At 68.0% G+C, this 24,133-nt stretch carries 29 protein-coding genes and 1 pseudogene; 19 read left to right on the top strand and 11 right to left on the bottom strand.

Annotated features, from left to right (window positions below):
* Nucleotides 1–112: 112 nt before the first annotated feature.
* From HVO_RS21500 to HVO_RS19170, 5 genes and pseudogenes are all read left to right on the top strand, one after another.
* Nucleotides 113–1,022 (top strand): annotated as a pseudogene (locus HVO_RS21500) (hypothetical protein).
* A 73-nt stretch (nt 1,023–1,095) separates the two neighbouring features.
* Nucleotides 1,096–2,148 (top strand): A24 family peptidase, encoded by a 1,053-nt coding sequence (locus tag HVO_RS19185; protein ID WP_004044896.1) that lies wholly within the window; start codon nt 1,096–1,098, stop codon nt 2,146–2,148.
* Between the two features lie 81 nt (nt 2,149–2,229).
* Nucleotides 2,230–2,598 (top strand): phosphoribosyl-AMP cyclohydrolase, encoded by a 369-nt coding sequence (gene hisI, locus HVO_RS19180; RefSeq protein ID WP_004044895.1) that lies wholly within the window; start codon nt 2,230–2,232, stop codon nt 2,596–2,598.
* A 90-nt stretch (nt 2,599–2,688) separates the two neighbouring features.
* Complete coding sequence (locus HVO_RS19175; protein ID WP_004044893.1) at nt 2,689–2,940, top strand: hypothetical protein; 252 nt, start codon at nt 2,689–2,691, stop codon at nt 2,938–2,940.
* Nucleotides 2,941–3,182: 242 nt separating this feature from the next.
* The gene (locus tag HVO_RS19170) at nt 3,183–3,878 is read left to right on the top strand and encodes a DUF3800 domain-containing protein (protein WP_004044891.1); all 696 of its coding nucleotides are present in this window, start codon (nt 3,183–3,185) and stop codon (nt 3,876–3,878) included.
* A gap of 256 nt (nt 3,879–4,134) precedes the next feature.
* Here HVO_RS19170 and glmM read toward each other — a convergent pair whose 3' ends face one another.
* The gene (gene glmM, locus HVO_RS19165; RefSeq protein ID WP_004044889.1) at nt 4,135–5,499 is read right to left on the bottom strand and encodes a phosphoglucosamine mutase; all 1,365 of its coding nucleotides are present in this window, start codon (nt 5,497–5,499) and stop codon (nt 4,135–4,137) included.
* Between the two features lie 125 nt (nt 5,500–5,624).
* On the opposite strand from glmM, the gene hisA reads away from it, so the two are divergent.
* Nucleotides 5,625–6,341, top strand: coding sequence for a 1-(5-phosphoribosyl)-5-[(5-phosphoribosylamino)methylideneamino]imidazole-4-carboxamide isomerase (gene hisA / locus HVO_RS19160; protein WP_004044888.1), 717 nt, complete (start codon nt 5,625–5,627; stop codon nt 6,339–6,341).
* Between the two features lie 56 nt (nt 6,342–6,397).
* Here the strand turns inward: hisA and HVO_RS19155 are convergent, their stop codons facing one another.
* Nucleotides 6,398–6,586: a hypothetical protein gene (locus HVO_RS19155; RefSeq protein ID WP_004044886.1), complete on the bottom strand. Its 189-nt coding sequence runs from the start codon at nt 6,584–6,586 to the stop codon at nt 6,398–6,400.
* 320 nt (nt 6,587–6,906) lie between these two features.
* On the opposite strand from HVO_RS19155, the gene hisB reads away from it, so the two are divergent.
* Nucleotides 6,907–7,500 carry an imidazoleglycerol-phosphate dehydratase HisB gene (gene hisB, locus HVO_RS19150; RefSeq protein WP_004044873.1) on the top strand — a complete coding sequence of 198 codons (594 nt, stop codon included), beginning with the start codon at nt 6,907–6,909 and terminating at the stop codon, nt 7,498–7,500.
* Nucleotides 7,501–7,536: 36 nt separating this feature from the next.
* Here hisB and HVO_RS19145 read toward each other — a convergent pair whose 3' ends face one another.
* Nucleotides 7,537–8,232: a hypothetical protein gene (locus tag HVO_RS19145; RefSeq protein ID WP_004044872.1), complete on the bottom strand. Its 696-nt coding sequence runs from the start codon at nt 8,230–8,232 to the stop codon at nt 7,537–7,539.
* Between the two features lie 150 nt (nt 8,233–8,382).
* Between HVO_RS19145 and HVO_RS19140 the strand changes: the two genes are divergently transcribed.
* Both HVO_RS19140 and HVO_RS19135 read left to right on the top strand, forming a co-directional pair.
* Nucleotides 8,383–8,886 (top strand): ACT domain-containing protein, encoded by a 504-nt coding sequence (locus tag HVO_RS19140; protein WP_004044870.1) that lies wholly within the window; start codon nt 8,383–8,385, stop codon nt 8,884–8,886.
* A gap of 333 nt (nt 8,887–9,219) precedes the next feature.
* On the top strand, nt 9,220–9,852 hold the full coding sequence (locus tag HVO_RS19135) for an IMPACT family protein (RefSeq protein WP_004044868.1): 633 nt from the start codon (nt 9,220–9,222) through the stop codon (nt 9,850–9,852).
* Nucleotides 9,853–10,136: 284 nt separating this feature from the next.
* Here HVO_RS19135 and HVO_RS19130 read toward each other — a convergent pair whose 3' ends face one another.
* From HVO_RS19130 to HVO_RS19115, 4 genes are all read right to left on the bottom strand, one after another.
* Entirely contained in the window at nt 10,137–10,340 is a 204-nt protein-coding gene (locus tag HVO_RS19130) for a DUF7569 family protein (protein ID WP_004044866.1), read from the bottom strand.
* 160 nt (nt 10,341–10,500) lie between these two features.
* Complete coding sequence (gene upp, locus HVO_RS19125; RefSeq protein ID WP_004044864.1) at nt 10,501–11,181, bottom strand: uracil phosphoribosyltransferase; 681 nt, start codon at nt 11,179–11,181, stop codon at nt 10,501–10,503.
* Between the two features lie 108 nt (nt 11,182–11,289).
* Nucleotides 11,290–11,523, bottom strand: coding sequence for a hypothetical protein (locus HVO_RS19120; RefSeq protein ID WP_004044862.1), 234 nt, complete (start codon nt 11,521–11,523; stop codon nt 11,290–11,292).
* On the bottom strand, nt 11,520–12,845 hold the full coding sequence (locus tag HVO_RS19115; protein WP_004044860.1) for a CobW family GTP-binding protein: 1,326 nt from the start codon (nt 12,843–12,845) through the stop codon (nt 11,520–11,522). The genes HVO_RS19120 and HVO_RS19115 overlap by 4 nt, the downstream gene beginning before the upstream one ends.
* Before the next feature lie 101 nt (nt 12,846–12,946).
* Here HVO_RS19115 and HVO_RS19110 point away from each other — a divergent pair, with 101 nt between their 5' ends.
* The 3 genes from HVO_RS19110 (at nt 12,947) to HVO_RS19100 (ending at nt 16,168) form a co-directional block, all read left to right on the top strand.
* Entirely contained in the window at nt 12,947–13,243 is a 297-nt protein-coding gene (locus HVO_RS19110) for a hypothetical protein (protein WP_004044859.1), read from the top strand.
* 1 nt (nt 13,244) lies between these two features.
* Nucleotides 13,245–14,210: an ArsA family ATPase gene (locus tag HVO_RS19105; protein ID WP_004044857.1), complete on the top strand. Its 966-nt coding sequence runs from the start codon at nt 13,245–13,247 to the stop codon at nt 14,208–14,210.
* 134 nt (nt 14,211–14,344) lie between these two features.
* The gene (locus HVO_RS19100) at nt 14,345–16,168 is read left to right on the top strand and encodes a carbon starvation CstA family protein (RefSeq protein WP_004044855.1); all 1,824 of its coding nucleotides are present in this window, start codon (nt 14,345–14,347) and stop codon (nt 16,166–16,168) included.
* 34 nt (nt 16,169–16,202) lie between these two features.
* Here HVO_RS19100 and HVO_RS19095 read toward each other — a convergent pair whose 3' ends face one another.
* The gene (locus tag HVO_RS19095; protein ID WP_004044850.1) at nt 16,203–16,856 is read right to left on the bottom strand and encodes a hypothetical protein; all 654 of its coding nucleotides are present in this window, start codon (nt 16,854–16,856) and stop codon (nt 16,203–16,205) included.
* Nucleotides 16,853–17,233, bottom strand: a complete 381-nt coding sequence (locus HVO_RS19090) for a cupin domain-containing protein (protein WP_004044844.1) — start codon at nt 17,231–17,233, stop codon at nt 16,853–16,855. Before HVO_RS19090 ends, HVO_RS19095 begins: the two co-directional genes overlap by 4 nt.
* An 88-nt stretch (nt 17,234–17,321) precedes the next feature.
* On the opposite strand from HVO_RS19090, the gene HVO_RS19085 reads away from it, so the two are divergent.
* The 6 genes from HVO_RS19085 (at nt 17,322) to HVO_RS19060 (ending at nt 21,167) form a co-directional block, all read left to right on the top strand.
* Nucleotides 17,322–17,531, top strand: coding sequence for a hypothetical protein (locus tag HVO_RS19085; RefSeq protein WP_004044843.1), 210 nt, complete (start codon nt 17,322–17,324; stop codon nt 17,529–17,531).
* A gap of 72 nt (nt 17,532–17,603) precedes the next feature.
* Nucleotides 17,604–18,296: a DUF5828 family protein gene (locus HVO_RS19080; RefSeq protein WP_004044841.1), complete on the top strand. Its 693-nt coding sequence runs from the start codon at nt 17,604–17,606 to the stop codon at nt 18,294–18,296.
* Nucleotides 18,297–18,392: 96 nt separating this feature from the next.
* The gene (locus tag HVO_RS19075; protein ID WP_004044839.1) at nt 18,393–18,629 is read left to right on the top strand and encodes a hypothetical protein; all 237 of its coding nucleotides are present in this window, start codon (nt 18,393–18,395) and stop codon (nt 18,627–18,629) included.
* A gap of 82 nt (nt 18,630–18,711) precedes the next feature.
* Nucleotides 18,712–19,083, top strand: coding sequence for a helix-turn-helix domain-containing protein (locus HVO_RS19070; protein WP_004044838.1), 372 nt, complete (start codon nt 18,712–18,714; stop codon nt 19,081–19,083).
* Nucleotides 19,084–19,177: 94 nt separating this feature from the next.
* Nucleotides 19,178–20,437: a threonine synthase gene (gene thrC, locus HVO_RS19065; protein ID WP_004044837.1), complete on the top strand. Its 1,260-nt coding sequence runs from the start codon at nt 19,178–19,180 to the stop codon at nt 20,435–20,437.
* Between the two features lie 145 nt (nt 20,438–20,582).
* A complete protein-coding gene (locus HVO_RS19060; RefSeq protein ID WP_049914907.1) occupies nt 20,583–21,167 on the top strand; it encodes a hypothetical protein in 585 nt (194 codons plus the stop codon).
* A gap of 36 nt (nt 21,168–21,203) precedes the next feature.
* On the opposite strand, the gene serA is transcribed toward HVO_RS19060, so the two are convergent.
* Nucleotides 21,204–22,781, bottom strand: coding sequence for a phosphoglycerate dehydrogenase (gene serA / locus HVO_RS19055; RefSeq protein WP_004044835.1), 1,578 nt, complete (start codon nt 22,779–22,781; stop codon nt 21,204–21,206).
* A gap of 138 nt (nt 22,782–22,919) precedes the next feature.
* Between serA and HVO_RS19050 the strand changes: the two genes are divergently transcribed.
* Entirely contained in the window at nt 22,920–23,585 is a 666-nt protein-coding gene (locus HVO_RS19050; RefSeq protein WP_004044834.1) for a DUF7504 family protein, read from the top strand.
* Nucleotides 23,586–23,615: 30 nt separating this feature from the next.
* Here HVO_RS19050 and HVO_RS19045 read toward each other — a convergent pair whose 3' ends face one another.
* Nucleotides 23,616–24,053, bottom strand: a complete 438-nt coding sequence (locus tag HVO_RS19045; RefSeq protein ID WP_004044833.1) for a hypothetical protein — start codon at nt 24,051–24,053, stop codon at nt 23,616–23,618.
* Nucleotides 24,054–24,133 lie beyond the last annotated feature (80 nt).

The raw sequence follows: 24,133 nt of genomic DNA, 5'->3' as shown, positions 1-24,133 counted from the left end.
CACCCGCACATTTCTTTCGACGCGCCGACCCGTGACCGGTGGGTCCGCCATATGTCCGCGCAGTGAGCCGCGAGCCGACAGCGATTTGTCCCGCGGCGCGGTCGCTCCACCCGTGTCGAGGTTCGCGACCGCCGTCCGCGCGTTTCGACCCGACCGCTCGCACCCCAGCGAAGCGTCCGAACTCGGTCGAATCGGGCTGTTTCTTGCCTGTCTCGCAGCCGCGAGCGCGGCCAGCTACTGGGTGTCGCTCAGACTTCTCGGCGTCCCGGTAGTCGGCGCGCTCGCGTCGCCGAACGTCGCCGGCCTCGCGGTTCCGACGCTCGTCTACGCGCGCTATCGCGGTGTCCCGCCGTCGTTCGGTCTCCCCGAGCGCTCCCGCATCACCGACGCGCTGGCGGCGGCTCTCGCGCCGGGATCGCCGTCGTCGCCGCGAGCGCGCTCCTCGCGGTCGGCTTCGACGCCTCGCTCGCCGCGCTCGTCGGGTGGACGTACCACCCCGAGGCGTCAGTTGGAGCGGCGGCAGCACGGGCCGCCGAAGACGTGGTTCTCTCCGGTCTCGGCTTCGGGTTCCTCGTCGCGGCCGTGTTCGACCTCGCCTCGTCGCGGGTCGGACTCGCGCTCGCGACGTTCTTTCAGTCGGTGCTTCGGGACGCCGCCTTCACGCTGGTCGTCTTCCCGAAACCGTGGCGCGTCACCGTCCTCGGCCTGCTCCTCGTCGCGACCGTCTGCGGCTGTGTCGCGGTCGGCGTGACGTACCGAAGCGCGGCCGAGCGCTCGCTTCGGCCCGTCTCGCGACCGACGCTCGCCCCCGTGTTCGCCTTCGGACTGCTCGGTCTCGTTGTCTTCGGAACCGTCTTCGTCGACGTTCCCGGCGGCGTCGAACACGTCTTGTGGGCGCTCGCGTTCGGACTCGCCGCCGTCGGCTACCAGCGCTCGCGGTCGGTGTGGGTCCCCGCGGCCGCGCTGGCGCTGTTTTCGCTTTCGGTCGGCTCGTCGGCTTCGTCGAACTCGCGGCGTTCTGACCCGCCGCTGGGGCCGGTTTCAGGATTGATACCCGTCCCGAACACCTAACTCCCCTGCCCCCAGTCTCCGGGTATGTTCGGTATCGGCACGCTCCCCGACCTCCTGCGGTTGGCGGTACTCCCCGTCCTCGCGTGGACCGCGGTACGCGACGTTCGCACGCGGCGCGTCCCCAACATCGTCTGGTATCCGCTGGCCGCGCTGGGTATCGCTCTGCTCGCGTGGGAACTGCTCGGCCACTTTCCGCCCGAGACCGTCTTCGACCGGCTCTACCTGATTCGCGTCGGCGTGAGCGTCTGTCTCGTCGTCCCGCTTTCGTATCTGTTCTGGCGGCTCGGCGGCTTCGGCGGCGCGGACGCGAAGGCGCTCATGGTGTTCGCTGTCCTGCTCCCGACGTTCCCCAGCTACACCCTCGCCGGGACGGAGTTCCCGCTCGCCACCACCCGCCTCGGCGTCTTCTCGATGACGGTTCTCACGAACACGGTCATCGTCGGCCTCGCCTACCCGCTTTTCCTCGCCGCCCGGAACCTCGCCGACGGCGAGTTCGAGTTCCCCATCTCGTTCGTCGGCCGCCGCGTCTCCGTGACGTCGCTCTCGACGGCCCACGGCCGCCTGTTCGAGTCGCCCGAGGGCGTCACGCGGAACGGCCTCGACCTCGACGCGCTCCGGATGTACCTCCGCTGGCGCGGCCTCACGTTCGCGGACCTGCTGGCGGGCCCCGAGACCCTCCGCGACCCCGACAGCATCGGCGAGACGTTCGACCCGACCGACGGCGCGGTCCACCGCGCGGCCACCGACGGCGGCGCGTCGGCGGATTTCGACGGCGACGGCGAGACCGCGGACGCCGCCGGCGGAGACGCCCCCGGAGACGACGGCCGCGAAGCCGACTCTGGCGGGTCGTTCGACGACCCGTGGGGCGCGGCCCAGTTCCTCGACAGCATCGAGGGCAGCGCCTACGGCACGTCGCCGGAGAAACTCCGCGGCGGACTGGACCTCGTGACGACCCGCGAGTCGGTGTGGATTTCCCCGGGCATCCCGTTTCTCGTCCCCATGTTCGTCGGCCTCGTCGTCGCGTTCGTCTACGGCGACGTGCTCTTCGGCGTCCTCGGCGCGCTCGGTATCGTCTGAGTCGCTGCGGAGTCGGCGTCGGGCGCGCCTTCCGCGCGGCGACGCACAAGAGATAACCCCCGCGACCGCGTGGCCCGAATCATGACCGTCGATGTCGACTTCGGCGAGGACGGCCTCGTACCCACCGTGGCGCAGGACGCCGACTCCGGAGAGGTGCTCATGCTGGCGTACGTCTCGCCGGAGGCGCTCGACCGAACCGTCGAGACGGGCCGGGCGCACTACTACTCGCGGAGCCGCGACGAACTCTGGGAGAAGGGGGCTTCGAGCGGCCACACACAGGAGGTTCGGGAGGTCCGCGTCGACTGCGACGCCGACACCCTGCTGTATCTCGTCGACCAGAACGTCGGCGCGTGCCACACCGGCCACCGGTCGTGTTTCTACCGCACCGTCGAGGGCGAGCACGTCGGCGAGCGCGTCTTCGACCCCGACGCGGTCTACGACGACGAGTGACCGATGCGAGCCGACCGATGACGACACCGACCGGCGCGGCGACCACGGCGACTCCCGTGGCGACCGACCTATGACCGCGGGCGCGGGCCGATGGTGAACGTCAGTCCGATTTCGCTGGTCGCCATCGTCGTGGGGCTGAGCTGTTTCGCCCTCGGCGGCCGACTGCTCAAGAGCGCCGCGGCCGCCCGTCGGGTCGCCCGCTCGGACGACCCGGAGTTCGTCCTCGACCCGACCCGCGAGGACCCGCCGGACGACGACCTCGACGGCGACGACCTCGAACGCGGCTTCATGCTTCTGGTGTTCGGGGCGCTGACGCTTTTGTTCGCGGCGATTAGTCTGTGAGCGGCGGAGAACGTCGCGTAGAATCGCTACGAATCTAGCGTCCGCGCCATGACGACGGCCGGGTACGTCTCGTCGCCGACCTCGGTCTCGATTTTCTTGCGGAGTAGCGGCACGGACTAGCGGAGATCGATGTTTTGCGCTGAGATCGAGATGGCCGCTCTCGTGTTAGTCAGCACAGAAGACGGGTGGAACCATTCACATTTTAGTCGAGGTAGCGTATTAAATACTTCAACCACTTTCAAATGACTCGTATTCTCTATTTTTTCGTCGACGAAAGCGGGAACGCCGATGCAGGGACGGGGTTCTCGATTGTCGGTTGTTGGTGTGTTTCCAAGCGGTCTAGTGAGTACGAGGTCCTCGCTTCAACCAAGGGATTCTTGCTGGAACAAGCCCGCCGCCTAAGAGACGATGACGACTTTTCGGAAATCAAGTCCTCGAAACTTCACCCGAGCTACGTCGACGATTTGATGCAGGCCATGGTCCCGAAGCTTCACAGCGACAAGACCATCGAAACGCCTCGTGTCTGGACCACCGGCCAACCAATCCGATATTCGGCGTACACGACTCTTCCCGACATAACAAGAGGGGCTTTTGACGGGAGAACATCCGGTAGCTTTTCGAACGGCCAAATGATACGCTCGATGAGTCTTATCTCGGCTATCAGCCCGCTCTTTCAAGAAGGGTTGATGAACCTCGACGTGATCGACGAAATCAACGTTGTACTGGACGATACCGTGTGGGACGCTCCCGCAGACGTCGTCGGTGGATGCTTCGATTCTCACGAGGAGATTGGTGTCCCTACTACATTCACAACCCAAGATAGCAGGTCCGTACCGGGGCTACAAATAGCCGACTTAGCGGCCTACTCGTGGCCTCGAAACCAGCGGAAAGGGGACTGTGCCGCCGCTAGTAACGTAGTTCGGGACCACCGACTCTAAGTGTGTAAAATCCACCGCCGAAAGAGAACTCAGCCCCTGCAGAGAGGGATCATTATCTCTCCAGCGTCACTTCTCGGTTAAATCGTTGATCGGCAAAATGCTTAAATCTTAGTAAAGACGCTCAAATGCGGATAAATGGGTCTTTGGGGCCTGTAACGCCGAATTCGGCTCTGGGTCTGGAAGTATCAACGAAGCATCTGAAGATCGTTTGGTGTGTTGCGGGGTGTCTCGATGAACGTCTCCTTGTTCAGACCGATTACAGCGTCGCGACCGCGCTTCGGAGCGCGTCGGCGGCGTCTTCGGCGAGTTCGGTCGCGCGCTCCTCGGAGCGGCCTTCGGCGTAGACGCGGACTTTCGGCTCGGTCCCGGAGGGGCGGACGAGCACCCACGCGTCGCCGTAGTCGAGGCGGTAGCCGTCGGTCGTGTTCGGGGTCGCGTCGGCCGATTCGGCGTAGTCGGCGGCGGCGTTGAGCATCGCCGTCAACTCGGCTTCCTCGTCGTATTCGAGGTTGATGCGGACGTTGTAGTAGTCCTCGTAGGGCGCGACGAGTTCGCTCGCGGAGCGCTCGGCGACGAGTTCGAGGAACTTCGCCGCGATGTACGCGCCGTCGCGGACGAGGCGGTAGTTGGGGTAGAACACTCCTCCGTTCCCCTCGCCCGCGACGGGGACGTTCCGACCCTCGCGCCAGAGCTCGCGGATGCGGGTGATGAGGTTCGTCGCGCCGATGGGCGTGAGTTCGAGGTCGGCACCGACCTCCTCGCAGACGTCGACGAGGCGCTGGGAGACGTTCACGGCGGAGACGGTCGCGTCGCCCGGTTCGAGGGCGGCGGCCGCGAGGGCGGCCAGCGACGCCTCGCCGGAGATGCACTCGCCGCGCTCGTTCACGAAGACGGCCCGGTCGGCGTCGCCGTCGTGGGCGATTCCCACGTCGGCGTCGGTCGCGCGGACGAGGCGTTCGAGGTCGCGGAGGTTCTCGGGGACCGGCTCGGACTGGCGACCGGGGAAGTGGCCGTCGGGCTGGGCGTTGACCGTGCGGACCTCGCAGCCGAGTTCGCGGAGGAAGTCGGGCGTGACGAGCGACCCGGCGCCGTGGCCGGGGTCGAGCGCGACCGTGAGGTTCGCGGCAGCGATTTTCTCGCGGTCGACGTTGGCGAGGAGGTCCTCGTGGTAGTCGTCGTTCGCGGTCTCGACCGACCGGACGCTCCCGACGGCGTCCCACTCGGTCACGTCGAACTCCTCGGCGAGGATGTGGTCTTCGATGCGCTCTAGCTCCTCGACGGCGAGTTCGACGCCGTCGTCGCCGACGAGTTTGACGCCGTTGAACTCCGGGGGGTTGTGCGAGGCCGTGATGACGACGCCCGGAACGGCCTGATTCTCGCAGTAGCGGACCGCCGCGGGGGTGGGGACGACGCCGAGGTCGTCCACGTCGACGCCGACGCTCGCCAGCCCGGACTCGGCGGCGTTGACGAACATCTCGCCCGTGGTTCGGGTGTCCCGTGCGATGGCGACCCGGCCGGTGTTCCAGACCGTGCCGGCGGCCTTGGCGACGCGGAGGACGAACTCCGGGGTGAGGCTCTCACCCACCACGCCGCGGGTGCCGCTGGAACCGAAGAGTTTCATTGAGTGTGTGTGAACCCCGGCGCGACAAAGCCGTTCCGAACTGTTGGTTCGCTCGTTACGTTCCTCGGTGAACCCGAGTCGCCGTATCCGGTGCGTTTACGCACGCCGCTCGCCCACGGTGACGTATGTTCCCGGAGTTCGAAGTCGTCCCCGCGGTCGACATGCAAGACGGCGAAGTCGTCCAGCTCGTGCAGGGCGAACGCGGCACCGAGAAGACTTACGGCGACCCGGTCGAGGCCGCCCGCCGCTGGGTCGACGCCGGCGCGGAGACGCTCCACCTCGTCGACCTCGGCGGCGCGTTCGAGGGCGAGCGAAAGAACGCCCCGGCGGTCGACGCCGTCCTCGACGCGGTCGACGTGCCGCTCCAACTCGGCGGCGGCATCCGCACCGCCGACGACGCCCGCGACCTCTTGGACCGCGGCGTCGACCGCGTCATCCTCGGCACCGCGGCCGTCGAGAACCCCGACATCGTCGCCGAACTCGCCGCCGACTACCCCGGCGGCGTGATGGTCAGCCTCGACGCGAAAGACGGCGAAGTCGTCGTCTCCGGCTGGACCGAGGGCACCGGCCTCGACCCCGCCGAGGCGGCCGCCCGCTACGAGGAACTCGGCGCGGCGGCCATCCTCTTCACCGACGTGGACGTGGAGGGGCAACTCGAAGGCGTCCACCTCGAGACGACCTCGGCGGTCGTCGACGCGGTCGACATCCCGGTCGTCGCCTCCGGCGGCGTCGCCTCGCTCGACGACGTGCGCGCGCTCCGCGAGGCGGGCGCGGCGGCGACCGTCGTCGGCACCGCGCTCTACGAGGGTCGATTCACGCTCGAAGAAGCGATGGAGGCGTAGTCGCGTCGCCGGCACGCCGAGGCGTGGCCGAGGCGTGGTCGGGACGCCGCGCGCCGCTACGCGTCGAGATACGCGGCGACGGCCGCAGCGAGGCTCTCGACGGTCCCGTAGACGCCGGCGGCGCCGAACAGCGCGCCGATAATCGCCGTCACGGGGCGCGAGGTCGCCAGGAACGGCCCGGCGAGGACGAGCATACTGATCGTCACTACGTCGCGTTTCGGACTGGCGGTCGCTCCGTGGCCCATCAGTCGCCCGCCCCCTGACGGGTCGACACTTTTCGCGTCGGTTCGCTCTCTATCACTTCAGACGCCCCCGCCGAGCACGACCGCGCTGACCGCGAGCGTCACCAGCGCGACGCCGAACAGCGACCCCGGACCGCGCGGTGAGCAGAACTCCCCCGACGCAGATGGTGTACCCCACCACCAGCGCTCCCTTTCGCTGCATACCCCACCGTACGCGTCCGAACGCATGAACGTCCGTCAGACGCGCGTCTGACGCGTCGGTGGCGTGCTCCGCCCGCTCGACGACGAGAATCCCTATATGCGCGGCCCGCATCGAACGCGACATGAGCGACGCCGACCGACGCGCGGCCGTCTCCCGCGAGACGGCCGAGACGACCATCGACGTGACGCTGGCCATCGACGGCGACGGCGACGCGGTCGTCGACACCGGTATCGGATTTTTCGACCACATGCTGGAGGCCTTCGCCAAACACGGCCTGTTCGACCTGACGGTCCAGTGCGACGGCGACCTCCACATCGACGACCACCACACCGTCGAGGACGTGGCTATCGTCCTCGGCGAGGCGTTCACCGAAGCGCTCGGTGACAAGCGCGGTATCGTCCGCTACGCCGACCGCAAAGTCCCGCTCGACGAGGCCGTCGCCTCCGTCGTCGTCGACGTGTCGGGCCGCCCCTTCTTCGAGTTCTCGGGCGACTTTTCCCAACCGTACGTCGGCGAGTTCACCAGCCACATGGCCGAACACTTCGCCATGTCGCTGGCGATGAACGCCGGCCTCACGCTCCACGCGGGCGTCGAGGGCGACAACGCCCACCACGAGGTCGAGGCGCTGTTCAAGGCGCTCGCGCGCTCGCTCGACGACGCGACCCGCGTGGACCCGCGGCGCTCCGACACGCCGAGCACGAAAGGAAAACTGTAATCGCCGCCTGCTCTCTGATTCCGCGCGTTCGACCGCTCAGGGCCGCCGGAGCGTCCCCGAGTCGTCGACGAGCAGCCCGCGTTCGATTGCGTAGTCGAAGATGTCGGCCACCTCGTCGTCGTCGAGGTCGTACGCGCCGGACGCCAACGCCTCGACCTCCGCCCGCTCGACGGGGAACTCGCGGTTCTGGAGGATACGGATGACCTTCCGGAACTTCGGCGGCTCCTCACCCCGGCCGGACTCGCCGTCGGGTCGGGGCTGCTCGTCGGCCGCCGACGCGGAGGGCTCGTTCTCGGTTTCGGTCCTGGCCTCGGCTTCGGTTTCGACCTCGGCTTCGTCGTCCACGCCGTCGTTGTCGTTCGCGTCGTCTCCCGGAGAACCAGCGTCGTCGCCCTCGTCGGGCGAGTCGTGGTCCGCCGGCTCCGGCGGCGTCGGCGCGGGGTCGACCGCGTTCACGTCGACGGAGGCGGCCTCGCCGCCCGACCCGCTCGTGGTTCGCTCCGGTGTCGCGGACGCGCCGGTCTCGGCCCGCGCGTCGTCGGCCACGTCCACGTCGGCGTCGACGCCGAGTCGGGAGAGAAGCGGCGCGATGACCTCGCTGAGGGTCTCCTCGCAGTGCTCGCAGAGGACGACGCGCCGCTGGTCGTCGGCCGGCGTCAACGCCGGCGGGAGTACCTCGAACACGCCGACGGCGTCGGTCCCACAGAAATCGCAGGTGCGTAGTTCGCGCATGGACGACCGGTCTCCGCGCCGACGGTTAAACCCATTCCCCGGCCGCGGCGTCGGCGGCCCGCCGGCGGGGTCGCCGCCGAATCCCTCGGCCGCGGCGTCGGCGGTGACGGACCACTTAATGCATCCGCCCGCAAATCCCCCGACCAACGAATGTTCGACGAGATTATGGAGAAGTTCGAGGGCAGCCCGAGCCAGCAGGCTGTCATTCGGCTCCTCTTGGAACGGGGCTTTTCCGTCAACGACCAGGGACGGGTCGTCTCGGGCGGCATCGAGATACCGAACACCGGAATCGCCCGCGAGGCCGAGGTCGACCGGCGGGTCGTCGACTCGACGACCGACGCCATCCTCGACGACGAGGAGCTTCGACGAATCTTCCAGAACATCTCGTCGATTCCGAGCCTGATGGACCTCGCGCCGGTGCTCGACCTCTCCGTGCTCACCGTCGAGGTGGCCGACGCCGACGAACCCGGCATCGTCGCCACCGTCACCTCGAAACTCGCTGACGCGGACATCTCGATTCGCCAGACGATAAGCGAGGACCCCGAGTTCACCGACGACCCGAAGCTCTACATCATCACCGACGAGCCGATTCCCGGCGACCTGCTCAACGACCTGTCGAACCTCGGCTTCGTCCGCCGAATCACCATCGCCTGAGCCCGCCCGTCGGCACGCGAATATTCTGTCAACACGACAATAAGATTCTTGTAACCTCCCGCGGTAGTTTTTCGCATGGTGTCCATGCGCAGTTGCATGTGCTGTGGTGAGCCGATTTCCGAGACGCGCCACCTCTGCGGCGTCTGCATCCAAAACGGGTGTACGTCGTACGCGGACGCCTGCGGCCAGTAGCGCGTCGATTCCGGTTCGAATCCCCGTCGCCGTCGCCGTCGCTCCCCGTTGGTCGCGTCGCTTGCCCTCCTCGCCGCCCGCGTCGGTGCGCCGACGACACGGTGCGAACGCTTTTCCACGCCGCGACGCCAACTCGGTGGCATGACCGACGCCTATCGAACCGTCGCCGGCCGGAGCGACGCCCGCTTCGAGGTCAACGGCTCGGAGTTCATCGGCTACGTCTCCCCCGCGGAGACGGTCGAGGAGGCGGAGGCGTTCGTCACCGAAATCGAGGAGCGCCACCCCGACGCGACCCACAACGTCCCCGCTTACCGGGTGCCCGCGGGGTCGGCCTCGTCGTCGGTCCCCGGCGAGGGGAGCGTCATGCTCCGCGAGTACCAGAGCGACGACGGCGAGCCGAGCGGCTCGTCGGGGAAACCGGCGCTCAACGTCCTCGTCCAGCAGGACGTGCGCAACGTCGCCGCCGTCGTGACGCGCTACTACGGCGGCACCAACCTCGGCGTCGGCGGCCTCGCCCGCGCGTACTCCCGGGCCGTGAAAGAAGCGCTCGACGCGGCGGGCGTCGTCGAGGAGATTCCCCACGAGCGGTTCACCGTAACCGTCGAGTACGACGACTCGGGGAGCGTTCGCGGGCTGTTAGAAAGCGCGGGCGTCGAGTTCGAGGCCGCCTACGAGGCCGACGTGTCCTTCGAGGTTCGCGTCCCCGTCGAGGACGGCCCGGAGCTCCGCGACCGCATCCGGAGCGCGACCAGCGGCCGCGCGAACATCGAGTAGCACGGCCGTCGGTCCGATTCGACGACCCTCGGCGCGTCGGCGCTCTCTCCGTTTCCTTTTCGCCCCCGACCCGCGAGCCCGCGGGGCTTCGACCCGAAACGAAGGGGTTCGCGGACTCGGGTGTCGACCCCGCCGCACCCCTTGTAACAGTCTCTCACAGTAGTCTACGGGGGTTCGGTTCGGGACGTTCGACTCGAACGAAAACCCGCCGAGGGGAATCGTTTCTCGACCCGAAAAGAGGGGGTCTACGTGGTCGTGGGAGACACGCCCCCGACCCGACGCCGTCAGTCGACGATTATCTCGGAATCCGTCGAGTCGTCCGACGACCGCTTGGGCGACATCTGTTCTTCGTACTGGGTGATCCAGTCCGCGAAACAGGTCGGACAGAGCCGCTGGTCGTCCACGGTCGAGCCGTCGACCTGTAACTGGACCGCACGAGCGAGGGCGTCTTCGACCGCTCGTCCACAGCCGTCGCACGGGTCGCTCATCGTCGGCACCCTCCGGCGGCGCGAGGTTCGTCCATGCGTCGGAGGTGCGCGGGCGGTAACTTAGTCGTTACCCGAATCCGGGCCGGCGGTCGTCGCGACCGCCCGCGAGCCGTGACGCGACGAGGCGGGGCGAGGCGGGGCGAGACGAGACGAGACCGAGTTACGTCGTGCGGAACGCGCGGTCGCCGGCGTCGCCCAGACCGGGGACGATGTAGCCGTCGTCGTCGAGGTAGTCGTCGATGGCGACCGTCAGCAGGTCGACCTCCGGGAACTCGTTGTCGACGCGGAGCAGGCCGTCGGGCGCGGAGACGGCCGAGAGGACGAACAGCTTCTCGGGGTCGACGCCGGCGTTTTCGAGGATGTGGTCGAGGACCGAGCACATCGTCGAGCCGGTGGCGAGCATCGGGTCCGCCACGATGACGGTGTCTTTCTCCGTGATTTCGGGGAGCTTCACGTAGTCGATGGTGATGGGGAAGCCGCCGTCGTCGTCCATCCCCGCCTCCTCGTCGCGGCCGGCGGAGATGACGCCCTGCTTCGCCCGCGGGAACGCCTTGAGCAGCCCTTCCACGAACGGCGTCGCGGCGCGGAGCACGTTGATGATGACGACGTTGTCGAGCCCTTTCACGCGCTCGCCGGTCGTCTCCGCGAGCGGGGTCTGGATGGTGACGTATTCGGTCTCCATCGCGCCGTCGATTATCTCGTAGCCACAGATGCGGCCGAGTTTGACGAGGCCTTTCCGGAAGGCGACCTGCGTCGTCTCCACGTCCCGGAGGCGCGAGAGCGTGTCCTTCGCCAGCGCGTGCGTGATGAGGTACGCGTCGTCTCGGTCTTCGATGGGCATCTTACTGAGAAGGCGGTTTCCCGAAGGACATAAATGCGGCTATCGGCCGCCAGCGGTCGCCTGCGGGTAGTTCACGCGGAGAATGGGTCGGTGACCCATCCCGCGGTTTCAGTTCGTCACGAGGTACGTGACCGCCGTGAGCACGAGCGCCGCCGACGCGACGTTGACGACCGAGAAGGCCGCGAGGTCGATGTACGAGAGGCCGTAGACGACCACCGCCGCGAACACGGTCGAGAGGACGAGATTCATCACGAACAGCACCCGCGGGTCGCCCTCGCCCCACTCTATCTCCTCGCCGCGCTTCTCGTCGTCGCCGCCGGCCCGCTCCGACTCGCCGCTCATCGTCGGCCCTCCGGGACCGCGCCCGCGGTCGGAACCGACTCGCGTTCCCGGGTCGGCTCCGCGAGCGCGATTTCCTCGCCGGGGTCGGTCGGGAAGTCGCCGGCGTCCGCGGACGTGCCGGGGTCGAGCAGGTGGGCGTCGAGCGCGGCCGCGAGTGCGTCTTCGTCCATCTCGCGGCCGATAAACACCAGTTCGGTCCGCCGGTCGCCGTGGTCGTCGTGCCAGTCGAAGTCGGGGTGGTTGCGGCGGTAGGTGTCCTGTTCGAACTCGGGTCGGGAGGCGACCCACGGGCCGGCGGCGGCGACGTACGCCGACGGCCCGGCCTGACTGTAAGTGTAGTGAACGTCCTCGGCTCCGGCGACCCACAGCGACCCCTTCGCGCGAACGACCGAGTCGGGGAGGTCGCCCAGCACCGCGGCCGCGCCGTCGGGGTCCAGCGGCGCGCGGCGGCGGTAGACGAACGACGTGACGCCGTAGGTCGCCTCGGCGTGGGGCGTTTCGTCGTGGTCGTGGTCGTCGTGGTGGGTATGGCCGTGGCCGTAGTCATCGCGGTCTGCGTCCGCGCGTTCGTCGCGGCCGCGGTCGCCCTCGTCGCCGTCATCGTGGGCCGTTTCGCCCTCCAGCGCCGCCCGCCAGCCGACGGGCGCGTCGGGGTCGTGGCAGTCCGACAGGAGCAGGTCCACGTCCACGTCGCCGTGGTCCGTCTCCACCGCGGTCGCGCCGGGGCGGAGCGCCTCGACCGCGTCGCGGACCGCCCCGAGCTCCGCGTCGGAGACGAGGTCGCGCTTGTTGAGGACGACGAGGTCGGCGCTTTCGACCTGCTCGACGAGGAGGTCCGACAGCGGGCGCACCGAGCCGTCTCCCTCCTCGGCGACGGTTCGGTCCGGGTCGCCGCCGCCGAAGGTGTCCGCGAACAGCCGCGAGTCGACGACCGTGGCGAGGCCGGCCACGTCGTAGCGGGCGGCCGCCCGCGAGGTGACGAACAGTCGAGCGACCGGGCCGGGCTCCGAGACGCCCGACGCCTCCACGACGAGGTGGCCGAACGACCGCTCGCGCGCGAGGCGGACGACCGCGGTTTCGAGGTCGTCTTGTAGCTCACAGCAGATGCAGCCGTTCGACAGTTCGGTCACGCCGCCGCCGACCGCGAGGTCGGACTCCTCGGCGACGAGTTCGGCGTCGACGTTCACGGAGCCCATGTCGTTGACGAGCACGGCGATGTCGCGGTCGCCGGCGTTCGTCAACAGGTGGTTGAGTAGCGTCGTCTTGCCCGCCCCGAGACTCCCGCCCAGCACCGTCACCGGAATCGTCTCCCCCGCGTTCATGAGCGGGCCTACCGGGGCCGCACATATGAAATCGCAGGTAACCAGCGCGGACGTTCGTGAACGATACCCTTTTGTCCGACAGCGGGCGAGTGTGTAAACTGATGACGCTCGCCGCGCGCATCGAATCCTTCCGCGAACTCGTCGAAGAGTGGCTCCGCGGCCTCTACCACGGGATGATTTCGCACCCCGCCTACGAGAAGATAGAACAGCAGGCCGAGGACGACGAGGACGCGTTCATGCTCGCGTGCTTCCCCGACGCGTTCGGCATCCCCTCGCCCATCTCGTACTACACCGCCGAACTGCTCCCCTATCTCGAAGACGAGTTCGAGGCGTGGGAGCGGCGGATGTGGGACCGCGGGTCCCTCCTCGAACGCAAAGGTCACCAGTACCACTTCTAACATGCGCAAATTCGTCTTCTTCGGCGGCAAAGGCGGCGTGGGCAAGACGACGATGTCCAGCGCCTACGCGGTCAAGTGCGCCCGCGACGGCGTCCGGACGCTCCTCGTCTCGACCGACCCGGCCCACAGCACGAGCGACGTGTTCGACCAGTCGTTCACCGACGAGCCCGCGGCCGTCGCGGACGAACCGAACCTCGACGCGATGGAAATCGACCCCGAGACCGAGGTCCGCGAGCACCTCATGGAGACCAAGCGGGCGATGGGCGACCAGGTCAGCCCCGCGATGGTCAACGAAATCGACCGACAGATAGAGATGGCCCACCAGACGCCCGGCGCGTACGAGTCGGCGCTGTTCGACCGCTTCATCGACGTGATGCGCTCCGCGGACGAGTACGACCGGGTCGTCTTCGACACCTCGCCGACCGGCGGGACGCTCCGACTGCTCTCGCTGCCGGAGTACCTCGACGGCTGGATTCAGCGGCTCCTCCACAAGCGAAAGGAGTCGGTCAAACTGTTCGAGCGCGCGGCCATCGGCAACAACGAACCCCGGCGGATGATGGACGGCGACCCCATCATCGCCCGCCTCGAACAGCGCCGCGACGACTTCTCGTTCGCCAAGGAGACGCTTCGGGACGACGCCGCGTTCTTCCTCGTCGTGAACCCCGACGAACTCTCGCTCCGGGAGACCGAGCGCGCCATCGACCAACTCGACGACTACGGCCTCGACGTGCGCGGCCTCGCGGTCAACCGCCTCACGCCCGAACCCGACCCCGAGGAGTCCGGGCGGGGCGCGACGTTCTTGCGCGAGCGAGTCAAGACAGAACGAGAGCACCTCGACGGCCTCCGCGAGAATTTTTCACCGCCGCTCGTCGCCGCGGTCGAGACGCGGGTGGCCGAAGTCAAAGGCGACTTCCTCGGCGAGGTCGCGGCCGAACTCGACATCGACACCGCGCCCGACGTTCAGTGAGCCGGTAAACCGACCGCACGGTGAGAATTTTCGGTCACCTCGGCGATTGAACCTGTCGTTCGAACACGATACATTCCTATCTATCGTTAACGTTAAGGTGGGCATTTTCGTGTCACCGAGTGGGGCAGCGTACCATGGTACAAGTCATCTGGTTGGTCGTCACGGTGCTTGCGTTGTTTACCGTCGGGTATCTCGGTTACTCCCGATATCTCGCGCAGTTCGTCGAACTCGACGACAGTCGTGAGACGCCAGCGCACAAGTACGAAGACGGCCAAGAATACGTTCCGGCGAAAAAGCCGGTGTTACTGGGGCATCACTATTCGAGCATCGCGGGCGGCGCGCCGATTGTCGGGCCGATTACGGCGGGCGTGGTGTGGGGCTGGCTCCCGGCGCTCGCGTGGATCGCCATCGGCAACCCGCTTCTCGGGAGCGTTCACGACTTCGTGTCGCTGTCGAGCAGTCTGCGACACGACGGGAAGTCTATCGGCTACATCATCGGCGAGTACGTCGGCGAGCGCGGCAAGAACATGCTGTTGTGGTTCGCGTTTCTCACCATCGTCCTCGTCGTCGCGGTGTTCGCCCTCGTGGTGGCCATCGTGTTCAACGCCTATCCGGAGGCCGCCACGGCGAGTCTGGTGTACATCGTCCTCGCGGTGCTGTTCGGCGTCTACCTCTACCAACTGAACCTCCCGTTCCTGCTCGGGACGGCCGTCTTCGTCGTGGCGATGTTCGTCGGCGTCTACGCGGGGATTCAGTTCCCGATTGCGCTGTTCGAGCCCGCGGCCCGCGCGCCCGCCGAGACGTTCGTCCTGTTCTCCGGCTCCGGCTCGTGGCTCCCGGGCGCGAGTTCGTTCAACGGGAACACCGCGGCGTGGGTGCCGCTCATCCTCGTCTACGGGGCCATCGCCAGCGCCCTCCCGGTCTGGGTGCTCCTGCAACCGCGCGACTACCTCTCGTCGTTCCTGCTGTACGCGGGCGTCGGCGGCGCGCTCGTCGCTATCGTCGTGGGCACGTTCTTCACGAACCCGACCCAGCCGCTCGTGACGAACCTCGAACCGTACTACGGGTTCATCGGGCGCTCCGGCGCGCCGCTGTTCCCGCTTCTGTTCATCACCATCGCCTGCGGGACCATCAGCGGGTTCCACTCGCTCGTCTCGTCGGGCACGACCTCGAAACAACTGAACAAGGAGTCCGACGCGCGCGTCATCGGCTACGGCGGCATGCTCGGTGAGGGCCTCCTCGCCACCGTCGCGCTGGCGACGGTCGCCATCATCGCGCCCGACGTGGGCGGCGGTATCGGCCTCGCGCTGCCGACGTTCGCCGCGGGCGGCGGCGTCATCCTGTCGAGCTTCGGCATCCCGACTGACTTCGGCGGGCCGTTCATGGCCCTCGTGCTGGTCAGCTTCCTCCTCACCTCGACCGACACCGCGGTTCGCCTCGGTCGCTACATGATGGAGGAAATCGTCGGGACGCCCGAGACGCCGGTCGAGGAGTTCGCGACCAACCGCTACGGCAACGCGTTCGTGCAGTCGCTGCCGGCGTACATCCTCATCACGAGCGGCTCGTGGCTGACGCTCTGGCAGCTGTTCGGGGGCGCGAACCAGCTGCTCGCCGCGCTGGCGCTCCTGACCGCGACCGTCTGGCTCGCCAACTGGGACGACTCCAAGCAGCTTCTCAGCACGGGCCTGCCGATGGCTCTCATGACGACCATCACGTCGCTGGGCCTGCTGTGGCTCGCGTTCCACGACAACGTCTACGCGAAGTTCATGAACCCCGAGTGGATGGCCTCGGCGGGCACCTTCGCGATGGTGTCGGCGGTCGTCCAAATCGTCCTCGCGCTGGTGCTCGTCTATCTGGCGCTGTCGCTGGTGAAAATCGGCTACGACAACATCAAAGACGCCCGGAGTTCGGGCGGCGGTGGCGGTCGCGGCGGTCGGCCGCAGCCGAGCGACGACTGACGCGCGACCGTTCGCCGTTCCGACGCCGCTTTTTTCACCGACGCAGCTTCCCGAGGAGTCGGTCCAACAGTCCGTCTGCGGCGGCCGGCGAGCCGTCGCTCCAGAGCGTGAACGCGGCGACCGAGTCGGCGTTGCGGCTCGCCGCGGCGTCCTCGTCGCTCGGCGCGACGACGGCGAGGTTCACCTCGTAGTGGCCGTAGTAGCCGAACTTCAGGAGCGTCCGGTCCGCGAAGTCGGACACGAACGCCCGAACTTCCTCCGGCACCGCGTCGGCGACGAGCACGAACGTGAACTCCGTCCCGTAGTGCTCCTCGTCGGGTTCTATCCACTCGTCGGCGAGCGCGTGGCCCAGTTCGACGAGCCGTTCGAGTTCGGCGACGGTGGCCGCGTCGACCCGCCGCGCGAACATGTACTCCATCGCGTGGTGGTTGGCGTAGTTGATAGACCGGTGGAGGAACTGCTTTTGGCCCTCCATCCGCATCGAGCCGAACAGGTCGAATCGCTCGCCGCGGACGGCGTACTCCCGCTGCAAGTCGTAGTTGTACATGAGCCGCTCGGCCGCCCGGTCGAGGTACTCGTCGTCCCACTCGGGGCGGTCGAGGGCGGACTCCGTGGCCGACGCATCCGACTCCTCCGGCCCATCCGGGTTTCCCGCCCCCTCGGCGTCCTCGGGTTCGACGCTCTTCATTCCTCGTCGGAGTCGTAGGGCACGGCATCGCCCGACACGGCCGGCGAGCCGAGCGCGAGCAGTTCGACCGGCTCCGCGGCGTCCTCGGGGTTGTACGCCCGGTGGGGGCTCTCGGGGTCAGCGACGAACAGGCCGTCAGCGCCGACTTCGAACGTCTCGTCGGGCGTCTCGACGAACAGCGTGCCCGAGAGGACGTAGAACGCCTCCTCCTGTTCTGTGTGGTAGTGGTACGAAAGCGGCACCTGCTCGCCGGGGGCGGCCCGGAAGCGGTTGAGCGCGACGGTCTCCAAGCCGGCCTCGCCGCCGATGCGGCGGAGTTCGCACGGGCGGTCGTCGGCGGGCTCGACGGCGGTTGCGTCCACGACGCGATATCCCATGAGACGGAGCAACACGTTCGACCGTATAAGCCCGTCGCGACCCGCCCGGAAACCAAGGTTTATTCGTGAAGGTTCCGAAGCGCGGCGCATGGCAGACTCGACCCGCGAGGGGTGCGGTCGGTGTTCGATAACGACCGTCGTGGACGCCACCGCCGACGAGTCTCGCGATCCGCTCGGCGACGACCGAATCGAACTCGACGAGGCGGCGCTTCGGGCCGCGTCGCCGGGGGCGTGGCTCGGTCGGCTGTCGGCTCGCCTCGACGCGGCCGCCGAGCGCTTCGTCTACGGCGACCGCTAGACGTTCTCACCCGTGTGCGAACCGTCCCCTCGCAGAGTTTATACCATCTGGCACGTACTCCCGTCAACGACAATGGAAGAGAGCATCTCCGGGTTCAAACGCCGTGGCACCTGGGACGAGGTCGTCGAACACGGGGAGCGAATCACCCGCGCGCTCCGCGACGCCGACGTCGACAGCGCCGCCTTCGACGACTGGGACGAGTGGCGACCGAAGTCCCACGAGCGACTCGGTGAGGACGTAAACGAGAAGACGGCCCAGCAGGCCAGCGTCGGCGAGGGCGAGGGCGAGAAGGCGGGCAAGACGCCCAACGACGACCTCAAGACGGCGGGCGAGAAGCTCTCTCGGTCCTACGAGCGTGTCGAGGAGGGCGACAACGAGGGGGCCGTCGAGTCGTGGCAGGACTCCATCAACTACGTCGCCCGCGCGGCAGACTCCGCCGGCCGGAAGGCGCTGCGGAAGGTCGAGGACACGGTCTACCGCAACGTGATGACCCAGTTGGCTCCGTACTACTTCGACAACGAACTCGTGAGCGCGAACATCCAGCGGGTCGGCCGCGCCTCCGGCGACGAGCGGTTCGTCTTCGAGGTGAACGTCAACGACGACGAACTGAAGTCGATGGTGTCGGAGACGCTGCGCGACTTCAAGGACGAAATCGACCGCTGGCACATCGACACGCCGAAAGAGACCGAGGTCGCGGAGGCCGTCGAGGGCGTGGAGGTGCCGACGACCGACGAGGAACACCGGTCTAACTGGACGACGAACTGAGCCGGGTCCGGGTCCGGGTTCGGCTCGACTCGCCGCCCGCCGTCGGCACGCGCCCCCATCGACAATACTGATACCGCTCGCCCGCGACCCTCCGGTATGCCCGAGCCACTCCGAGTCGAGTCCGGCGAACTGACCGCAGACGAAATCCTCGACGCGCTCCGCGAGGGTCGCCGCGTCGTCGTCCAAGCGGAACTGCTCGGCGGCGTCCACGAGGTGACGCTCCGCCACGACGGGACGGTCTTTTACTGCGACACGCCGACGACGCTCCACAAACACGAGGACGAAGACGGGATGCGCGCCTGCGTGCTGAAGATGGGCTACGCGAAAGAGTAGCGTCGGTGCGGTTCCCGGCCGCGGCGGCCGCTCGCTCGCCTGTAAGTGAGGGTTTAATCCGACGCACGGCGAACAGGTGTGCATGGCCGACGCACCGGACATGGGCGAACTGATGGAGACCGAGGACCCGAACTTCGGACAGGTCCTCGCGTGCGTCTTCGGCATCCAGAGCCACGAGAGCCGGACGTATCTCGCACTACTCGACAACCCCGGAAGCACCGTCGCGGAGTTGGCGGAGGTGCTCGACCGCGACCGCAGCAACGTCAACCGCTCTTTGACGACGCTCCTCGACAAGGGCCTCACCGAGCGCAAGCGCCGCCTGCTCGACCCCGGCGGCTACGTCTACCAGTACACGGCGACCCCGCTCCCCGAGGCCAAGGAGATGATGCACGCCGCGCTCGACGAGTGGGCGGAGGACGTTCACGCCCGCATCGACGCCTTCGGCGAGTCGTAGGCTCGCGGCCGACCGCGTCCCCGGTGAGCCCGTCGCCCGGCAGGTGCCGCCCAAACCCGCCCGCTTTTGTCCCTCTGGTGCCACCGCCCGAGCAATGAGCCTCGAACTCACGGCACCCGCCCCCGAGGAGCCATCCGTCGCCGCCGACGGCACCTGGCTCGAATGTATCGCGTGCGGCGCGCAGTTCGCGCCGTTCGAGGACGTTCGGTACACCTGCGACGACTGCGACGGCCTCCTCGAAGTCCGCTACGCGTCCCCGCCGACCTGGGACGACTTCGAGGGCCGCGGCGTCTGGCGCTACAACGCCGCGCTCCCCTTCGAGGAGGGCGTCTCGCTCCCCGAGGGCGCGACGCCGCTCCACGAGGTACCCCGCCTCGAAGCCGACGTGGGCGTCGAGACGCTCCGCGTCAAACACGAGGGGATGAACCCCACCGGCTCGTTCAAGGACCGCGGCATGACCGTCGGCGTCCGCGTGGCGAAGGAACTCGGCGTCGGCCGCCTCGCCTGCGCCTCGACCGGCAACACCTCCGCGGCGCTCGCCGCCTACGGCGCGCGCGGCGGGATGGAGACGCTCGTGTTGCTCCCCGCCGGGAAGGTCGCCGCCGGGAAAATCGCGCAGGCGTCGCTCCACGACGCGCGCATCCTCGAAGTCGACGGCAACTTCGACTCCTGTCTCGACATCGTCCAGGACCTCGCCGCCCGCGGCGAGGCGTACCTCCTCAACTCGCTGAACCCCTTCCGCTTGGAGGGCCAGAAGACCATCGGCCTCGAAATCCTAGAGGAGTTTCACGAGGACTACGGCAGCTACCCGGACCGCATCGTCCTCCCCGTCGGCAACGCGGGCAACACCTCCGCGCTCTACAAGGCGTTCCGCGAACTCGTCCAGTCGGGCGCGCTCGACGTCGACGACGTGCCGAAACTGACCGGCGTGCAGGCCGAGGGTGCGGCCCCGATGGTCGAAGCTATCGAGAACGGCTGGGACGAAACCCGCCGCTGGGACGACGTCGAGACGCGTGCGACCGCCATCCGCATCGGCAACCCGGTCAACGCGCCGAAGGCGCTCCCCGGCATCCGCGAGACCGACGGCACGGCCGTCGCCGTCTCCGACGAGGAAATCACCGCGGCGCAGCGCGACCTCGCGGCCGAGGGCGTCGGCGTCGAACCCGCCTCCGCCGCCTCCGTCGCCGGCCTCCGAAAGCTCCGCGCCGAGGGCGTCGTCGACGCGGACGAACAGGTCGTCTGTCTCACGACGGGCCACCTGCTGAAGGACCCCGACGCGGCGTTCGAAGCGGGCGACGACCCCGAACCCGTCCCGAACGACACCGAAGCGGTCCTCGAACACCTCGCCGAGTAGGCGCGACCGGTTCGGTCCGACCGTGGCTGACCGTCGCTGACGGCCGCACACGACGGCGCTCGCCGCGGTCCGACCGCCGGCGATGACGCGCGTCGGGTGCGCGTCTGACACATTCTTTTCATTCTGTGGTACGTCGTGGCACACGATGTCGCTCAGCAGTATGCCGACCGGGACCGTCAGCCGGGACGGGGCCGGTTCGAGAACGTACCCGCCGGACGGAATCGACAACGGGCCGTCCGAAACCGCGTCTTCGGCCTCCGCAGCCCCCGCGTCTTCGGCCACGTCCACCAACGCATCTACGGCCTCGTCAGCGCCCTCGTCCTCGCCCGCGTCCGCGACTCCGTCAGCACAGGCGTCCACGGCCTCGCAGTCGCGCGGCCGTCAGCAGTCGCGCAGTCGTCAGCAGTCGCGCGGTCGCCGCCCGTCGCCCCCCGCCGACGCGCGGGGCCGAGACGCCCTCCAGCGCGAGAACGAGGCGCTTCGGCGCGCGAACGCTCGGCTCAACGCCCGACTCGACAGCGCCGAAACGAACCAACAGGAGATAATCGACCGCTACGAACGGTTGCTGGCCGAGCGTCGGGACGGGAGCCGAAAACAGACCCGCGGCCGCTCGGCCCCGCGAAACGACCGGTCGCGCCGCTCGGGAGTCGAATCGAACGCGGCCGACGCGGTGCGGTCCGCCGTCGGGCGCGTGGTCGAGGGCGTCGCGTCGGCGCTCGGCCGACGGTAGCTCGTCTCGTTTTTCAGAAGATTCGGGTCGGCCGCTTCAGAGCGTGATGAGGTCGACGTCGATGATGCGGGCGTCGGCGAGGAGCTTCTCGCGGACGCTTTCGGGCACGTCGTCGTCGAGGTTGTAGACGGTCAGCGCCTCGCCGCCGGCCTTCGCGCGGCGGGCGTTGAACATCCCGGCGATGTTCACGTCGTTCTCGCCGAGGACAGTCCCGATGAAGCCGATGACTCCCGGCTTGTCGTAGTTGCGGGCGACGAGCATCTGGCCGTACGGGATGGCGTCCAGCCGGTAGCCGTTGATGCGGACGATGCGCGGGTCCTCGCCGGTGAACAGCGTCCCCGAGACGGTCATCTCCTCGTCGCCGTTGCGGACGGTGACGGTCACGAGGCTCTGGAAGTCGTCGGACTGGCGGGACTTCGACTCGACGACCTCGATGCCGCGCTCCTCTGCGACCTGCGGGGCGTTGACGGCGTTGACCTGCCATTCGAGCGGCGCGAAGACGCCCTTCAGCGCGGAGGCCGTGACGAGTTCGATATCCTCGGCGGCGATGTCGCCGGTGTAGGTGACCTCGACCTCGTTGAGGCGGCCGTCGAGCAGTTGGGCGGCGATTTTACCGGCGGTCTCGGCGAGGCCGATGTACGGCTGGATGCGCGGGAAGGCGCTCTCGTCGACCGAGGGCGCGTTGAGCGCGTTGATGACCGGCTCGTCGCGGAACGCGGCGACGATTTGGTCGGCCGTCGAGACGGCGACGTTCTCCTGTGCGGCCGAGGTGGACGCGCCGAGGTGCGGCGTGACGACCACGTCGTCGACGGAGAGAAGCGGGTTGTCGGGCGAGACCGGCTCGTCGGCGAACACGTCGACTGCGGCCCCGTCGATGACGCCGGCGTCGACGGCCTCGGCGAGGGCGGCCTCGTCGACGACGCCGCCGCGGGCGCAGTTGACGAGGTAGCCGCTCCCCATCGTTTCGAGTTCGTCGGTGGAGATGAGCCCCTCCGTCTCGGGGGTCAGCGGCGTGTGGACGGTGAGGAAGTCGGCGCGGGAGAGACAGGCGTCGAACTCGACGAGTTCGGCACCGAGCTGGTCGGCGCGCTCCTCGCCGATGTAGGGGTCGTAGGCGACGATGTCCATCCCGAGCGACGAGAACTTCTTTGCGACCTCTTGGCCGACGCGGCCGAGGCCGACGACGCCGAGGATCTTGCCGTTGACCTCGTTGCCGAGGTAGTCGGACTTGGCCCACTCGCCGTCTTTCAGGCGGGCGTGGGCCTGCGGAATCGAGCGCGCGGCGGCGAAGCCCATCGCCACCGTGTGTTCGGCGGCGGCGCGGACGTTCCCCTCGGGTGCGTTGGCGACGATGACGCCGTGTTGAGTCGCGGCGTCGATGTCGATGTTGTCGACGCCGATGCCGGCGCGTCCGACGATGACGAGGTCGGGTGCCGCCTCGAACACCTCGGCGGTCACCTGCGTTCCGGAGCGGACGATGAGCCCGTTCGCGTCGGAGACGGCTTCGAGCAGCGCGTCACCTTCGACGTCGTACGCGGTCTCTACCTCGTAACCGGCCTCGCGTAACCGGTCCAGACCCGCGTCGGCGATCGGGTCCGTGACGAGTACCTTCATGCGCGTAGGGTCTGACCCGTGCGGGTTAAGGGTTGTCACAACGGCCGATATCGTGACATTGAGACTGTCTCGCATGGGCTGGAGTACCAACACGTTCGCCCACTAGTATTATCTGCGCGAGTCCGATAGATTCAGTAGATGGTCTTCCGTCCCGAGAACGCTTCGCCGGCGACGCAACCGCCCGAGGTGTCGCTTCCGGACTCCGGGTCCGTGCTCATCGCCGGCCCGACGATGACGCGGAAGCGGCGGCTCATGCTCTCGATACTCGCGCCCGGCGAGCGTACCGACGCGGGGACGGTCGTCGTGACGACGAAAAAGCCCGCCCCGAGCATCGCACGGGAGCTGTCGTACATCAGCGGGTCGCCCCCGGAGCAGTTCGAGGTCATCGACACGACGAGCGTCGCCGACCTCCTCGATGACCGCGCCGACGCGGGAAACCTCCGGTACGTCTCCAGCCCCGGCGACCTGACCGGCATCGGCATCCACCTGACCGAGTCGCTCCGGGAGCACTACGAGGCGAGTCGGTCGGCCCGCGTCGGCCTGCACGTTCTTTCGACGCTCGTGATGTACACCGACCTCAAGCGGCTGTTCCAGTTCCTCCACGTCATCACGGGCCGCATCTCCGCGGCCGGGTTCACGGGCGTCTTCACGCTCGACACCGGCTTCGTCGACGAGCGCGAACTCGCGCTCCTCAAACAGCCGTTCGACGGCTTCGTCGAGACGCGCGACACCGACGGCGACCCCGAGTTCCGGGTCCGCGGCCTCGACGACGGCCCGCGGTCGTGGACGCCGCTTCGAATCTGAGCGGGTTCCGGAGGCGGCCGGCGAGCCTTCTCACGACAGGTGCGTCACCGCGAGGTCGACCAGCGGCGAGTTCGCCCGGTCGAACGTCGCGATGGCCCCCGACCACTCGTCGTGCGGATAGATGGCGACGACGACCTCGTCGAACCACCGGATGACGGCGTTCAACTCCCCGTAGTCGTCGAGTTCGGGTTCGTTGACTGGCTCGCCGAGCGCCTTCATAACGAGCGTCTTCACGCGCTCGGTGCGCGCGTCCGGTTCGAGCGCCTCGTCGATATCGTCGCGGAGGTAGAGCAGTTCGAACGCCTCGCCGTCGTACTGGCCGACCGCGCGCACCTCGGCCTCGTCGAGGTCGTGCAGGCTTCGGACGAACTGTCGGAGCGGACTGTCTCCTTCCTCGCCGAAGTCCCCGGCAAGGTCGGCTTCGACGTCGCTGAGCGTCTCGTGTTCGGCGTCGTGGAGGTCGTCCATACGGTGTTGTCAGGGAGACGATGGATAAATAGCTGTGCGCGGCGTCGCCGCGGTTTCCCGGCGGTCGGCTCGCCAGCGTC

The organism is Haloferax volcanii DS2 (assembly GCF_000025685.1).
Classification (GTDB): Archaea; Halobacteriota; Halobacteria; order Halobacteriales; family Haloferacaceae; genus Haloferax; species Haloferax volcanii.
The sequence above is the reverse complement of the archived record's forward strand: the minus strand, read 5'-3'. Positions and strand labels throughout refer to the sequence as shown.